Here is a 15408-nt window from a genome sequence, read left to right as displayed (position 1 = left end):
GAATTGCTTGAGGAATTAATACGTGAACAACGAAGGGTATTGGACAGAGTAAAGCCATATCGATACCGATATGGCTAACAGGCAAGTAAGAGTTAAACCCCGACTTCCGCCATGTTTCCTTTACTTTCAAGCCAGACTTTTCTGTCGCCAGAACGCTTTTTAGCTAACAGCATGTCCATCAACTCTAGCATTTCTGCCGAGTCTTCTATAGTGAGTTGAACCAACCGACGGGTATTAGGATCCATCGTAGTTTCACGAAGCTGCAACGGGTTCATTTCACCTAGCCCTTTAAAGCGTTGAACGTTTACTTTACCGCGTTTCTTCTCGGCTTCTATACGATCTAGTATGCCTTGTTTTTCACCTTCATCGAGGGCGTAATATACTTCTTTGCCCACATCGATACGAAATAGAGGCGGCATGGCTACATAAACATGGCCTTGGTCGACTAGCGTTCTAAAGTGCTTCACAAACAACGCACACAGCAAGGTAGCAATATGCAGTCCGTCGGAGTCGGCATCCGCTAATATACAAATTTTACCGTACCGTAAGCCAGATAAATCGGTAGAATCTGGATCGATACCTAACGCTACTGATATATCGTGAATTTCTTGTGATGCTAATACCTGTGAAGAGTCTACTTCCCAGCTATTTAGGATTTTACCGCGAAGGGGCATGATAGCTTGGAATTCTCGGTCTCTAGCTTGCTTGGCAGAACCACCTGCTGAATCTCCTTCCACTAGGAAAAGCTCAGAGTAGGAAATGTCTTGAGAGGAACAATCGGTTAATTTACCTGGCAGTGCTGGCCCTTGGGTGACCTTTTTACGCGCCACTTTTTTGTTTTGGCGTAAACGGCGTTGTGCATTGTTAATACACATATCTGCCAAGGCTTCTGCCACTTCGGTATGCTGGTTTAACCACAAGCTAAACGCGTCTTTTACCACGCCAGATACAAAGGCAGACGCTTGGCGTGACGATAAGCGCTCTTTGGTTTGCCCTGCAAATTGTGGATCTTGCATTTTGGTAGACAAAATATAAGCACATCGGTCCCAGATATCATCCGGTGACAGCTTCACCCCACGAGGCATTAAGTTTCTAAATTCACAAAACTCGCGCATAGACTCTAACAAGCCTTGGCGCATACCATTTACATGGGTACCGCCTTGGGCAGTAGGGATAAGGTTAACGTAACTTTCGGTAGTTAACTCACCACCTTCAGGCAGCCACATTACCGCCCAATCAGCGCCTTCAGTGTTACCTTTAAAGCTACCGACAAAAGGGACATCAGTAGGCAGTGTTTCGTATTCTTGTACCGCTTGATACAAGTAATCTTGCAAACCATCTTCGTAGTACCATTCTTGTGAATCTTTGGCGATTTTATTGTCAAAACGAATACGTAAACCTGGGCTTAGTACGGCCTTTGCACGAAGATTATGAATAAGACGGCTGGCTGAGAATTTTGCTGAATCGAAGTATTGCGGATCGGGCCAAAAATGTACCCGGGTACCAGTGTTACGTTTGCCGCACGTATCTATTACCGCGAGTTCTTCAATTTTATCGCCATTGGCAAAGGCAATTTGATACACGTTACTGTCACGACGAATAGTGACTTCTACCCGTGTGGAGAGGGCGTTAACCACTGAAATGCCCACACCGTGTAACCCCCCAGAAAACGCATAGTTTTTGTTGGAGAATTTTCCCCCAGCATGTAGCTTACTTAAAATAAGTTCTACACCAGAGATTTTCTCTTCTGGGTGGATATCCACCGGCATGCCACGGCCATCATCAATGACTTCAAGAGATTGGTCTTCATGCAAGATAACTTTAATGTTGGATGCATGACCTGCTAGGGCTTCATCCACACTGTTATCGATAACCTCTTGGCCCAAATGGTTGGGTCGAGTGGTATCGGTATACATGCCTGGGCGGCGCTTAACCGGGTCGAGACCGTTTAAGACTTCAATTGCATCAGAGTTATATTGATTTGACATAGTTATGGTTATTATTTAAGCCAGCAACAAGGGTTAACGTACGCAGAAGACAACTGCAACGCAAGATAAATTGATGTTACCAAGGCTAGCCTACCCTCGCAATGAAAAGGCGAAAGTCAGCAAGCTTGGTGGGTACGATATGACGCTAATACTGCTAAAATTAATACTACAAGTAGTAACGCAACAACGAGAAGCACGACTTCGTTAACGGCTTCTAATCGTTAAGTAGAAAGTCTGCAATAGCGGGCAAGTGATTTTCAAAGCCAATAAAGCTGTGATCGCCGCCTTCTTCAACGACTAGCGTGCTCGATGCGTATTTGGTTTCTGCTAAACGATAATCTAACGTTTCGTCTTCAGTTTGCAATAACACTTTATACGCAGGTGCATGCCGTAATTCTTTAGCGTCTAGCTTTTCTATTACAGCAATATCGCTTTCAACGATGTGGAACACTTCACCCGTATACGGGTTGGTATGTTCACCAATAAAACCTTGCAGTAATTCATAAGGTTTTACAGCAGGGTTTATCAATACTGCTTTGCCCGAGAACTTTTCAATCAAAAACGTAGATAAATAACCGCCCATAGAACTGCCAATAACACGCAGCCCATCATTAATTAACGCGGGGTTACTTTTTATCAGTGCCATTAACTGGCTTTCTACTTGGCTTGGGTAATTCGAAAGCGCGGGAATATGCAAGGTAACATCGGGATGATGCTGCTTGAAATAGGCTTTGGTGGCCTGCGCTTTTACAGACTTTGGTGAGCTTAAAAAGCCATGAAGATATAACACGTGTTTCATTTTGTTTTTATTCTCTTTATGTCGCAGGTTAACGTTCCATCGCCGTGTAACCTAATTAGTTGATAACCGGGCTGTTCATTACTTACCGCAAATTCAGGCGTCATTTCCCACTGCCAACAACTCGCAGGGCAGCCCATCACTGGTACCGGATTATTTGTACCAAGCGTATAACGAAGGGGGGAATGAACATGGCCATGAATAATCGCCGCTAATGAAATGCCCTCCTCTACCCAGTTTAAAAACTCACCGGCGTTAGACACGTCGTGTTTATCCATCCAACTCTCTGATGGCGAAGCATGGTGGTGCATAGCAAGTAAATGATGGCGATGAGAATTTTCAGCTACCTGCTTGCCTATAGCCTTAAGCTCATGAATATCTACTTGCCCCCTTGCACCTTCAAAACGTGTATCTAGGCCGTGAATTTGCCAACCATTTAATTCAACAGGCACGCCAGCAACAAGGAGGTAAGCAGATAATGTATCAAAGTGAGGGTTATTATCATGATTGCCCGCAATCACATAAACCGGTGTTGTGACGTGGTTTTCCATCAAGGTAGTAAAATGCTGATAGCTTGCTAAGGAATCATCGCCGCTAATATCACCGGTTACGATTACCGCGCTAATATTTTCGCAGTGCTCGAAAGCTTCAATCAATATTTGTTTTAAGCTGTAATAAGGGTTAATTGCGCCGTAGCCTTGGCGAGTGGTATCACCAAATAAATGGCAGTCGCTAATATGCAGCAGGGTACTCACGCTAGCGAGGTTACCTTAGGACGCAATTTGCGGCAAAAATCTAACCACTCAGCAAGGAAGATATTCACCATTTGCTTTTCATTGCGCTGGCGCATTTTTAAGTTAGGGTATTCGTAAGAGGGTTGTAGAGCCCCTGTATTTTGGCTATTTATGACTTCGGCCATTCGGGCATCGTGGTACAAACGTACCGTCATTGATGGCGTTAAATAACTGGGCATATCGTCGGACGTTTGTTTAAGGCTTAACGTACTGGTGTAACGTGCAGACTCAATAATCTTAATTTCGTACGTAAGCGTGTCGCCCACGGTAAATACGTAGTTAAGTTCCTCGGTATCACAATCTGGCAAAATACGAAGAATGTGCGCGTAGTTTAGCTCGCACAATGCCTGCATTGTGGGTAGATGAGGGACGTATTTTCTGTGGGTACGTTGTGTCACGATATCTTCCATTGCTCCATTAGCGTGGATTTGTTCATAAAGAACCATTGTAGCGCAATTACTGCGGCAGCGTTGTCTATATGGCCGTTTTCCAGCCATTCAAGGGCTGTTGCTTCAGGCACTCTATGAACTTTAATATCTTCCGATTCGGTTTCTAATCCGTGAATGCCGTGGGCTTTTTCTGCATTGGTTTTTGCAATAAAGATGTGAATACGTTCGGTCGTGCCCCCAGGGCTAGATAAATAACTCATTGCTTTAGTGAGATTTTCAAGCTCAATACCGGCCTCTTCCATTGACTCTCTATGACATACGTCTACTTCGGTTTCCCCTTCGTCAATCATGCCCGCAATTATTTCTATCAACCAAGGGGTTGAAGATGTCGCCAACGCCCCTATTCTAAATTGCTCAATAAGCACAAATTCTTTCAATACAGGATCGTAGGGCAATACGCCTACAGCATGACCGCGTTCAAATAACTCTCGTTTCACTGTACCGCTATGGGTGCCGTCGAAGCATTTGTGCGTAAACAGATATTCTTGCATGGTAAAAAAACCACGATAAACCGGTTTTACACTCGTGATTTCAACGTCGTTTGAGGTAAATGAAAGGATTTTCTTGCTCATCTGCAGACACTTTTGGTTTGAAACGATTTATCATGCATAGTACATAGACATACAACTTTTGTATACGCGCCCTAACCGCGGACGAAAGCATAAAAAGTTAACACCGAATTTTCTGAGATAAATGTGAATACTTGTCGATGAACAAGGTCGATCACATATTCTGTTACAGTTAAAGCAATACTGTTACGACTGTACTGTTTCGGTTTACGAATAAAATTTATACACTTCACATATTATTTATAATTATTAGCAGTCACTTAGACTCATCTAGACATAACAGGAAGACGTAAGCATGAATCGAAAACTTCTGTCGCTGGCAATCGGTTTCTCAGTAACAACCGGTGCCCTTGCCGATGATCTGACGCAAGTGTATCAACAAGCACTGGCCAATGACCCTTTGGTAAACCAAGCGAAAGCGCAGCGTGATGCTGCATTTGAAGGGATCAGCATTAGTCGTGCAAACCTTCTTCCTCAAATTTCTGGCTCCGTGTCATACACCACCTCTACCACAGAGAGTGCACAGACATTAGGTACTAACGCAGACGACCTACAAGTAGTCACCTTTGAGACAGACAATGACAATATCGATTACGGTATTTCGTTGTCTATGTCGTTGTACGACCACGCAAACTGGGTTGGCTTAGATCGTGCCGAAAAAGTGGCAGAACAAAGCGATGCGCAATTAGCCGCTAGCATGCAAGACCTAATTGTACGTACGGTTACTGCTTATTTTGATGTATTGCGTGCACGAGACAGTGTTGAATTTGTTAATGCAGAAAAACGTGCCATTGAACGTCAGTTAGAACAAACTCGTCAGCGCTTTGAAGTTGGTCTAACTGCTATTACCGATGTTCACGAAGCACAAGCTAATTATGATAGTACTGTCGCCCAAGAGATTCAGGCTGAAAACCAGCTAGAATTTGCCCTTGAAGCGTTACGTGTGATCACCGGCAAATACCACGACCGCTTGTTTGGCTTAGATAAAGAAACGTTCTCTGCCACTATGCCAGTGCCTGCGAAAGTCGATAACTGGTTAGAAACAGCGCAAGATAAAAACTTAGCATTGTTGGTTGACCGTTTAGCGATGGATATTGCTAAAGAAGATATCGCGGCTGCCCGTTCAGGCCACTTACCGACCCTTGATTTATCGGCAAGCGTTGGTCGCTCGAAAAATGACGTAGACTCGCAAGTTATTCAGTACGAAACGCCTTACCTTGATAGCCAGTCAATTGGCCTATCAGTGTCAGTACCTATTTACTCTGGCCACCGTGTAAGCTCGCAAACTGACCAAGCGAAATACCTTTACGTCTCTGCCAGCCAAGCGGCTGAACAAACGTATCGTGAAACCGTACAGTCTATTCGCAGCTCGTTTAATAACGTAAAAGCGTCAATATCAACCATTCGCGCCCTTGAACAGTCTGTGGTTTCAGCTAACAGTGCATTAAAAGCAACTGAAGCGGGTTTTGATGTAGGAACGCGTACTATTGTGGATGTACTTGATAGCACCCGTAATTTGTTTGATGCACGCAACAACTTATCTGGCGCGCGCTACGACTTTATTCAATCGGTTGTTACCTTAAAGCAAGCGGCTGGTACCTTAACCGGTGAAGATGTGGCGATTATCAACCGCGGCTTAAAGCCCTTGGAAGACACTGAATAGTCATCGGCAACACAAACTGAATAAAACTTGGCGATTTAACCAGTGTGATTAAAGAAGGCGGCATTAGCCGCCTTCTTTGTAAATGATATAATGTCAGAACATAATGGCAGGCACTTTAAGCCGGTAATACAATTTTACTTGCATCAAGCACAATGCACCGTCCATGATGTTGCCCCTTTTTTTATTATCCCTAAATAAGCCTATTTATCGTAAATGATTGGCAGCGCTTATTTGTTTGTAATGTGAGCAAAGAAAAACATGCAAGCTTCTGAGTTACAAAGTCGATTTGAACGCATTCGCGCTAATAAATGGTTTGAAGCCTTTGTGGTTAGCGTTATCGTCATCTCAGCGTTATTAGTTGGCGCCAAAACCTATGAACTGCCCGCCGGTTTTGGCAGTGTTACCCTGCTACTAGATTGGTTTATCAGCGCATTTTTCTTAACTGAAATTACTATTCGCTTTTTAGCCGAACGACGAAAACGAGATTTCTTTAAAAGCTTCTGGAATCTTTTCGATACCTTAATTGTCATCATTAGCCTTATTCCTGCTGATGATGCTGAACTTGCCTTGATTGCACGATTAGTTAGGGTATTTAGAGTGCTGCGGATGATTTCTATCATTCCAGAACTTCGCATACTGTTAGTATCGCTGGTAAAAGCATTACCTCAACTGGGCTACGTTATGTTGCTCATGTTTATCATTTTCTACATATACGCCGCGGTTGGCAGCACTTTGTTTGGCGATATCAACCCAACGCTTTGGGGCGACATCACTATTTCGTTGCTTACGCTGTTCAGGGTAATGACGTTCGAAGATTGGACCGATGTTATGTACGAAACCATGGAGGTTTATCCGCTAAGCTGGGTGTATTACTTAACCTTTATCTTCTTTACTGCGTTCGCCTTTTTGAACATGGTGATTGGTATTGTGGTAAACGTGATGGAGCGTGAGAACGAAAAAGCCAGGGAAGAAAAGGAAGCACTGCTAAGAGCAGAATTAGAAGCTGAAGGCCATTGTGAACCTACACTACAAGACGTAATGGCAGAGCTCACCGCTATTAAGGCCAAACTCGAACCAAGTTCGAAAAACAATAACCTGTAGTAATAATTAACAGCCAATAAAAAAGCGCCCAGGGAAGATATAACCTAGGCGCTTTTTTCGTTTTTATTAGCTTAGCTTTAGTTTGGCTATTAGCTTTTATGGTAACGAAAACCCTTTTATAACCCGAAGCGCGCTTTTAGCGTTTCTATACGCTTAAGTGATACTTCTTTTTCGAACGCTCTACTTGCTAGGCGGCGTTTAGCTAACGCACTTTTATCCATCTGCAATAACAGCTCTACGTGATTAAGATAAACCTCTTCGTTCGATATAGGCCGAGTTGCAATATCTGAATACAGCGTAAGGGCGGCTTCTTTATCACCTTTGGCAATCAGTATTTGTGCGAGCGTATCTACTGAATCTGCATTTTCAGGTTGTAAAGATACGGCCTTTCTCGCCATGGCTTCAGCTTTATCTAAGTTTCCATTTTGAAAACTTAAAAACGCTAAGTTATTCAACACCACAAAATTATCTGGGGTTTTAGTCAAAATAGTTTCGTAGGTTGCTATAGCTTTTTGCTTGTCGATACCAATTTGGCGTTCAGCTAATAGCATGGCACTGCGTACATCGTTTGGCGTGTTATCCACATGCTTTTCAAGAAATGAAAATGCTTCGGCTTGCTTACCTGTCATTTCATAAATGGCTACCATCAACAAGGCCATGTCTGAGTTAGGCGTAGCATCATAAGCCACCTCTGCATGCTCCAATGCTTCTTCTGGTTGCTTATCGATAACATACAGTCGTGCGAGAATACCGCGTACGAATGGCAGTGCTTGTACCTCATCAGAGGTATTATTGATAACCTCCCATGCCGGTTTACTTTGCCCCATCATGGCATGGAAATACGCTTTTAATAGACTAATCTGGGCATCCGGACGTTTCGCCAATACTTTTTCAGTAAGCGCTAAACCGTCGCGGTAGTTGTTCTGAGAATCTAGGATAAGCAGCATGCCCAATACCGCGTTTTTATCTTGGGGGTAAAACTCAACCCAACGTTCAAACAACGCTTTAGCTTTTCCAACTTCGTTTGCACGAATCAGCCCTTGGCCTTTTAAATTCCAAAACGCCATTGGGGTGCTTTCATCACCATCCACAGAGGCTAGCAAGCTATTGTTCTTGGCTACTTCACCCATTCTCGAATAAATACGCGCCAATAATAAACGCAAATCAATATTGTCTGATTGCTTTGTAAGTTGCTTCTCTAAGTAATCAACCACTACCGCATCATTTTTATCTCGTGCTTCTAGGGCATACCACATCGTTAACGCTTGCACGTCAGAAGCGTTGTCTTTTATATGAGACTTCACAAGCGTGATAGCATCTGCAAACTGCTTCTGGGCAATTAATAACTTAACTTTTGCATACGCGACTTCTTTTTCAACGCCGTCTAGTTTTTCGGCACTATTAAGTAACTCATCCGCGTTAGAAAACTCTTCTTGAACAATTGCAATGCTGGCTAGATAAACCAACGGCAAGGCGTTGTTTGGCGCTTGGTCACGCCATTCGTTGGCAGCAACTTTGGCTTTTTCAAGCTCCCCAGTAGCGATGTAAGCGCGCAGCAAAGTATTTTGAGAGGCTGTAGATTCTGGTGCTCGTTGAACCGCTTCTTCAATATTTACCAACCCGGTCACATCGTTTAATGAAAGTTGTAGCACGCCTAAACGGGCGAGGTCTTCTGGAGAGGTATCCACAACCGCTTCGGTTTTTTCAACCATTTGTTTAGCACCAAGCACGTTACCTTCACGAAGTAATTGATACCCCGCTTTTGAAAATAACGCTGCGTCTGTGGTCGTACCGCCTTCTACTCGGTTTAATACGGCAAGGGCTTCGTCATTTTCACCCAGTTGCAACATGCTGTCTGCCAGCATTCTTAAGCCTGGGTGATTTTCAGGTAACCGTGATGCCACCATAGTAAGGTGTCGTTGGGCCGCTTCAAAATCTTGAATTTGATATGCGCTGAAACCGGCAACCAATCGCACCACTTGATCGTTACGACCATTTTGCACTGCGGTTTCCAAATGCGCTAAGGCTTTTGCATGATTACCATTAGCTGATTCAATTATGCCTTTAAACGTATTAAGCAATGGATGGGCTTCATTCAGCGTTAATAGTTCATCCACCACTGGCTCAGCACGTGCTAAATCGCGTTGCTCTATTAGCAAAGCAGCGTAAGCGAATTTACTGGTCACGTCTTTAGGAAAGGCTTTAGTGTAATCTTCGTAAACATCAATGGCCTCTGTTTGCTTTTGTTCTAGCAGATAAAGGCGGGCAAGCTGTAGTAAAACATCTTTGTTGCTTGGTGCTTGCTCTCGTAGTGTTTCCGTGGCGATAAGTGCTTGTGCATAGTCTTCTACAAGCACAAATTGGTAACTTTCGATTAAGCCCTTATACACAGACTGGGTATCGAGGGTAAGCAAATCACCGAGTAGCGCTTCTGCCTCTGTCAGTTTTTCCAACTGCACTAAGGCTTGAAGTTTATAAAAACCCACTTCGGCAGATTCTACGGCGGTCATGCCCTCTGCGCGGTAATCAACTTCCCCTAATGCGTTTTCCGCTCCCGATTGTTGATAGGCCACAGAGAGTAAAGGAATGACATCACTGGCTGGGTGTCCTAGCTCTAACGCTTTATTTAATTCTTTTTCAGCTGACACATAATTATCATTTTGAAGGTATAATTTACCTAACTCAAAACGGGGTACCGCTGCATCAGGATCTACCTGAATGGCATTTTTGTATTCAACGATTGCAGCAGCATTATTTTGATTTTGTGCATAAGCACGAGCGTCCTCTAGGTGAGCATCTATCGACTTATCACCGCATCCACCTAACAGACTGCTCAAAAGCAGGACAGCAATGGTAGATCGCTTAAAAATCTGCTGTGGGTAATTCTTATTCATTGTCGTTCCTTTGCCCTACATCATTTGAATTTCGAGGTATACCCGAAGTTTACACTATCAATTGTGCATTTTTTCGTCATTATTGTGCAATTTCGTGGCAACCTGACCATTATTCGAATATAATAACGTTTTTTGCAATACCGCGAGCACACTCCGACGTTTGAAGGCGTCCTACAGTATGCCGCACCCTCCTTACTTAAAGCATCAGGACCCTTAATGACAACAACTGTCGACATGACATTTAAAGATCTAAAACTACCAGAACCTATCTTACAAGCCCTTGAAAAAGTTGGCTACGAGAAACCGTCACCTATTCAAGCCGAGAGTATTCCATTACTGCTTGAAGGTCACGACTTACTCGGTCAGGCCCAGACAGGGACAGGAAAAACCGCAGCGTTTGCCCTTCCAATGTTGGCAAATATCGATCCTGAGCAACGTAAGCCGCAATTACTGGTACTAGCACCTACTCGCGAATTAGCGATTCAGGTAGCAGAAGCGTTCCAAGTGTACGCTAGTTTCAGCCATAAAATTAAAGTACTGCCTGTTTACGGCGGTCAATCTTACGACAACCAAATTCGCCAGCTTAAGCGCGGCGTTCAAGTTGTAGTAGGAACACCAGGTCGTGTTATCGACCATATCAAACGCAAAACGTTGGACTTAAGTGAACTTAAATTCCTCGTACTTGATGAAGCCGACGAAATGCTACGCATGGGCTTTATTGATGACGTTGAGCTTATTTTGAGCCACGCGCCAGCTGAACGCCAAACGGCGTTGTTCTCGGCAACCATGCCAGGTCCAATCAAGAAGATTACTCAGCGTTATCTTAAAGATCCTAAGCACGTAAAAATTGCGTCTAAGGTAAGTACTGCAAGTACTATTCGTCAACGTTACTGCCAAGTAGCGCCTCATCATAAGCTTGAAGCACTTACACGTATCATGGAAGTAGAGCGTTTTGACGGCATGATTATTTTCGTGCGTACTAAGACAGCTACTGTTGAACTTGCTGATAAACTTTCTGCACGTGGATACGATGTTGAACCGCTAAATGGTGACATTCCTCAGAACGCTCGTGAGCGCACTGTTGATAAACTTAAGCAAGGTAACATCGATATTTTAGTGGCAACTGATGTTGTTGCACGTGGTCTTGATGTTGAACGTGTTAGCCACGTTATCAACTACGACGTACCTTACGATAGTGAATCTTATGTTCACCGTATTGGTCGTACAGGCCGTGCAGGTCGTACTGGTGATGCAATCCTTTTCATCTCGCATCGTGAAAAGCGTATGCTTTTCTCTATCGAGAAAACGACTAAGCAGCCAATTGAAGCAATGCCAATTCCTTCAATTAGTGAAATCAACGAAACGCGTTTAAGCCGTTTCAAGCAATCTGTTATTGAAGCTACGCAAGATGACAGCATTGAAACACTTATTCCATTAGTTGAGATGATTAAAGAAGAAGCTGAAGCTTCTCCTGAAGTGCTAATGGCAGCATTGCTTAAGATTGCACAAGGTGATGAGCCGCTTATCTTAAAAGAAAGCGACCGCCCTGACCTTCACAGCAAGCCACCTCGTGACAGCCGTGAACCTCGTGGCGACCGCAGAGATGGTGGCCGTGACGGTCGTGAACGTAAGCCTAGAGCACCTCGCACTGGTCGTAAGCCAGAAGCAGGTATGCAGCGCTTCCGTATCGACGTAGGTCATACACACGGTGCTAAGCCTGGTAATATCGTTGGCGCAATCGCAAACGAAGGTAACATGGATTCTAAGCACATTGGTGCTATCGAAATTTATGATAACTTCAGTACTGTTGATTTGCCGGAAGGCATGCCAAAAGAGACTAAAGACAAGCTTCAAGGTACTCGCGTAGCGGGTCAGCGTTTGTCTATTCGCGAATGGTCAGACACACCACCAGCAAAGCGTGAACGAGGCGACAACCGCGGTGAAAACCGTAGCCGTGATAATCGCGCACGTCGCAAGTCGTAAGAACGAAAAACAAGCAAATTTCACCTTTATATAACATTAGTGAATATAAAGGCTGATTTCGTTGTTTATAAATAAAAAGAATTAGCGCAAAATAGCGTTAGTTCTTTTTTTTTATGTGCCCCTTAATGGATTACTTTCCCCTATTTTTAGATGCTCGCTCTCTTCGCTGTTTAATTGTTGGCGCTGGAGAAGTCGCTGCCCGCAAACTTGAGCTCATCATGAAAACTCCTGCCACCATCACTGTGGTGGCGCCGTGGGCTTGCGACACCGTAAAACGTTTGGCTAAAAACGAGAAAGTAACGCTTATTGAACGGGAATTTATCGACAGCGATTTAACCGATAAAGACATGGTTTTTATCGCCACCGATAAATCTGAAACCAATCAAGCTATTCACGATTTAGCGCGCGAACAAAAAGTGCTCGTAAATGTGGTTGATAACACGCCACTTTGCCAATTCATCACCCCTTCTATTGTAGACCGTTCCCCCATCATAATTGCTATGAGCAGTGGCGGCGTAGCCCCCGTATTATTGCGCTATTTACGCCAAAAACTAGAAACCGTATTGCCCGCTAATTTAAGTAAACTAGGTGCCTTCTCTGAAAAATTCAGAGAAAAAGTAAAGCAATCTTTGAATGGTGTTACTGCTCGGCGATATTTCTGGGAAGACGTGTTAGACGGTGATATAGCTGAAATGGTTGAAAAAGGCCAAGACAGTAAAGCCGATGCGGCGTTTGAGACTGCGCTAACGGCAGCGGCTGAAAATAACCAAGTTCAAGGTCAAGTTTATTTAGTTGGCGCAGGCCCTGGCGATCCTGATTTATTAACCTTTCGCGCATTGCGCCTAATGCAAAAAGCCGATGTGGTGGTTTACGATAGATTGGTGTCGCCACAGATTTTAGAACTCGTTCGCCGCGATGCCGAAAAGATTTACGTTGGTAAAGCGAAGAGCAACCATAGCTTGCCGCAAGATGACATAAACCAGTTAATGGTTGATGAAGCGAAAAAAGGTAACCGAGTGGTGCGCTTAAAAGGCGGAGACCCGTTTATTTTTGGTCGTGGCGGCGAAGAAATTCAAACCCTTATTCAACATGGAATAGAGTTTCAAGTTGTACCAGGTATTACCGCAGCTAATGGCGCTTCAAGCTATGCAGGCATTCCTCTAACCCATAGAGATCATGCTCAATCTGTGGTGTTTGCTACAGGCCACTTAAAAGATGGTACGATTGATTTGAATTGGCAGTCGTTAGCGCATAAAAACCAAACCATCGTGTTTTATATGGGATTAACTGGCTTACCCATTATCTGTGAAAAACTGATTGAAAATGGCCTTACCCCAGATACGCCAATTGCCCTTATTCAGTCGGCTACCACTGAAAACCAAGTAGTGGTGACAGGCACGCTAAGCGATATCACGCTAAAGCCTGCTACGTCAGAATTAAAACCACCAACGTTAATCATCGTAGGCACTGTGGTGAGTTTACATAAACAGCTGAATTGGTTTGGGGACTAAACCAGCTAGCTAGCCAAAGTAGCAATGAAACGTCTTAACGATTTTGTTGCAATTTGCTCATCCATACGCATACTGAAATAATCGGTTGACCACAAATTGGCATTAGCAAATTGGTAGTAGCATTAAGCTGTACGTTTCCAATAAAGACGCAAATAAATAATGCTAGTAAGCAAGCACAATTGCTGACTAGGACTGTTCTCACTTCATTTATATTGCCACTACTTTTCATTTTGCTTCTGCTTTGTATTTACCCTATTAATACTTACGCGTCACAACTCTCTTTTCAGAAATCGGTTTCGCCTAGTGATATTCAATTTACGTATCGCTGGTTAGATGCTGACGGGGCCGAGCAAAACGTTGAATTTTCGTTGCCGAGCGAAGCATTACATGTAGCCCCTACCACACAGGCTAACTATAAACCTGACATAGCTCAGCGGTACGTGACTGTCTCATTGATGAAAGAGGCAAAAAAGATAAATCCCCGCGAGGCGATTGTTTCAGTAAAGCAAAAAAACGATGACATCACCATTAGTGTTAAATCGACCAAGCCCAACATGAGCGACCAGATACTTAGCCAATTAAAAGACGTGCAACGAACTGCCTATAACGACTACCTCGAAAAACACTACTACACTCGATTCACTACATTATTTAACGAGCAAGCGGTTAAACCCGACCATCTTCGCTATATTGCACAAACCTACGAAGCAATGCGACCTATCTCAGAAGCGTTTTACGACAAAATCGGTCGAGTGGAAAATAACCGTGCATACTTAACATTATTACTTGGATGGATACAAACTATCCCTTACGACACACTGGAAGACCGAGTGGCTAGTAATGGTTCGGGTTTCGCGCCACCTCTAGGGCTATTGACGCAAAATAGGGGAGACTGTGACAGCAAAGCTGTACTCACTGGCGCGTTAGTGCGCGCATTTCTGCCAACCGCTCATATAGTCATGATATTTTTACCTCACCATGCCTTGTTAGGTGTAGATATTAATGCCATCGACAGCGATGAAAAATTAGAGATTGAAGGTAAAACTTACGTGCTATTTGATCCAACAGGCCCTGCACTTATTCGCTTTGGTGATATTTCTGATGATACTAAACGCTATATATCCACCGGCCGCTATCAAGTTGAGCATATTGACTAGTATCGGGTAAAAATCATCCTCATTAAATGCAAAAAGGCGCACTCTCAGTAGAATACAGAATGCTACTGTAACAAGACTACTGTAACAAGACAGGCACCTTAAGAAATGGAAAAGTGGCATGCTTGACGACTCTGAACTAGGTTATTGATGCAGATAAATTTATCTGTTTTGGAGATTGTCATTAAATCTGGATGTGAGCGTAAGTCTAATTTTAACTTAACGGTATTTATTCCTTCACTCGCGTGAAGTGGCAATAGATCTAGCTGCTCAGGCGCAACGCTACCCCAGTAACCGCCTAGCACTTTGTCGCCCCTGAACCCGTTGCTGATATTGATTGTGGGCATACTGTTCAAGGTGTATCACTTTGCCAGCGGCATGTTTAAAGCAGGTTTCAAATTGCGTGGTTAAAATTAGCCATTGTTCGAGTACTGTAACAAGACAGGCACCTTAAGAAATGGAAAAGTGGCATGCTTGACGACTCTGAACTAGGTTATTGATGCAGA

12 protein-coding genes are annotated in these 15408 nt (G+C 43.8%); 5 read left to right on the top strand and 7 right to left on the bottom strand.

The window, feature by feature from the left end:
• Window positions 1-92 precede the first annotated feature (92 nt).
• From parE to nudF, 5 genes are all read right to left on the bottom strand, one after another.
• On the bottom strand, window positions 93-1988 hold the full coding sequence (parE, locus tag KYS23_RS00060; protein ID WP_159528616.1) for a DNA topoisomerase IV subunit B: 1896 nt from the start codon (window positions 1986-1988) through the stop codon (window positions 93-95).
• Between the two features lie 214 nt (window positions 1989-2202).
• The gene (locus tag KYS23_RS00055; protein ID WP_218417861.1) at window positions 2203-2787 is read right to left on the bottom strand and encodes a YqiA/YcfP family alpha/beta fold hydrolase; all 585 of its coding nucleotides are present in this window, start codon (window positions 2785-2787) and stop codon (window positions 2203-2205) included.
• Window positions 2784-3539 (bottom strand): metallophosphoesterase family protein, encoded by a 756-nt coding sequence (locus KYS23_RS00050; RefSeq protein WP_218417860.1) that lies wholly within the window; start codon window positions 3537-3539, stop codon window positions 2784-2786. Before KYS23_RS00050 ends, KYS23_RS00055 begins: the two co-directional genes overlap by 4 nt.
• Window positions 3536-3931 carry a DUF1249 domain-containing protein gene (locus KYS23_RS00045; RefSeq protein WP_171008969.1) on the bottom strand — a complete coding sequence of 132 codons (396 nt, stop codon included), beginning with the start codon at window positions 3929-3931 and terminating at the stop codon, window positions 3536-3538. The genes KYS23_RS00050 and KYS23_RS00045 overlap by 4 nt, the downstream gene beginning before the upstream one ends.
• A 41-nt stretch (window positions 3932-3972) precedes the next feature.
• A complete protein-coding gene (gene nudF, locus KYS23_RS00040) occupies window positions 3973-4599 on the bottom strand; it encodes an ADP-ribose diphosphatase (RefSeq protein ID WP_159528610.1) in 627 nt (208 codons plus the stop codon).
• 292 nt (window positions 4600-4891) lie between these two features.
• On the opposite strand from nudF, the gene tolC reads away from it, so the two are divergent.
• Window positions 4892-6259, top strand: coding sequence for an outer membrane channel protein TolC (tolC, locus tag KYS23_RS00035; RefSeq protein WP_159528608.1), 1368 nt, complete (start codon window positions 4892-4894; stop codon window positions 6257-6259).
• Between the two features lie 258 nt (window positions 6260-6517).
• Window positions 6518-7360 carry an ion transporter gene (locus tag KYS23_RS00030; protein WP_159528606.1) on the top strand — a complete coding sequence of 281 codons (843 nt, stop codon included), beginning with the start codon at window positions 6518-6520 and terminating at the stop codon, window positions 7358-7360.
• Window positions 7361-7476: 116 nt separating this feature from the next.
• Here the strand turns inward: KYS23_RS00030 and prsT are convergent, their stop codons facing one another.
• Entirely contained in the window at window positions 7477-10254 is a 2778-nt protein-coding gene (gene prsT / locus KYS23_RS00025; protein ID WP_218417859.1) for an XrtA/PEP-CTERM system TPR-repeat protein PrsT, read from the bottom strand.
• A 216-nt stretch (window positions 10255-10470) separates the two neighbouring features.
• Here prsT and KYS23_RS00020 point away from each other — a divergent pair, with 216 nt between their 5' ends.
• From KYS23_RS00020 to KYS23_RS00010, 3 genes are all read left to right on the top strand, one after another.
• Window positions 10471-12237 carry a DEAD/DEAH box helicase gene (locus tag KYS23_RS00020; RefSeq protein ID WP_126873180.1) on the top strand — a complete coding sequence of 589 codons (1767 nt, stop codon included), beginning with the start codon at window positions 10471-10473 and terminating at the stop codon, window positions 12235-12237.
• 125 nt (window positions 12238-12362) lie between these two features.
• Window positions 12363-13748 (top strand): siroheme synthase CysG, encoded by a 1386-nt coding sequence (cysG, locus tag KYS23_RS00015; RefSeq protein WP_159528602.1) that lies wholly within the window; start codon window positions 12363-12365, stop codon window positions 13746-13748.
• 179 nt (window positions 13749-13927) lie between these two features.
• A complete protein-coding gene (locus tag KYS23_RS00010; RefSeq protein WP_246604256.1) occupies window positions 13928-14905 on the top strand; it encodes a hypothetical protein in 978 nt (325 codons plus the stop codon).
• 98 nt (window positions 14906-15003) lie between these two features.
• On the opposite strand, the gene KYS23_RS00005 is transcribed toward KYS23_RS00010, so the two are convergent.
• Entirely contained in the window at window positions 15004-15258 is a 255-nt protein-coding gene (locus tag KYS23_RS00005) for a hypothetical protein (RefSeq protein ID WP_218417858.1), read from the bottom strand.
• Window positions 15259-15408 lie beyond the last annotated feature (150 nt).

It is taken from the genome of Alteromonas lipotrueae (assembly GCF_019249255.1).
Lineage (GTDB): Bacteria > Pseudomonadota > Gammaproteobacteria > Enterobacterales > Alteromonadaceae > Alteromonas > Alteromonas lipotrueae.
Note: the sequence above shows the minus strand (reverse complement) of the source record. Positions and strands in the feature narration are given on the sequence as shown.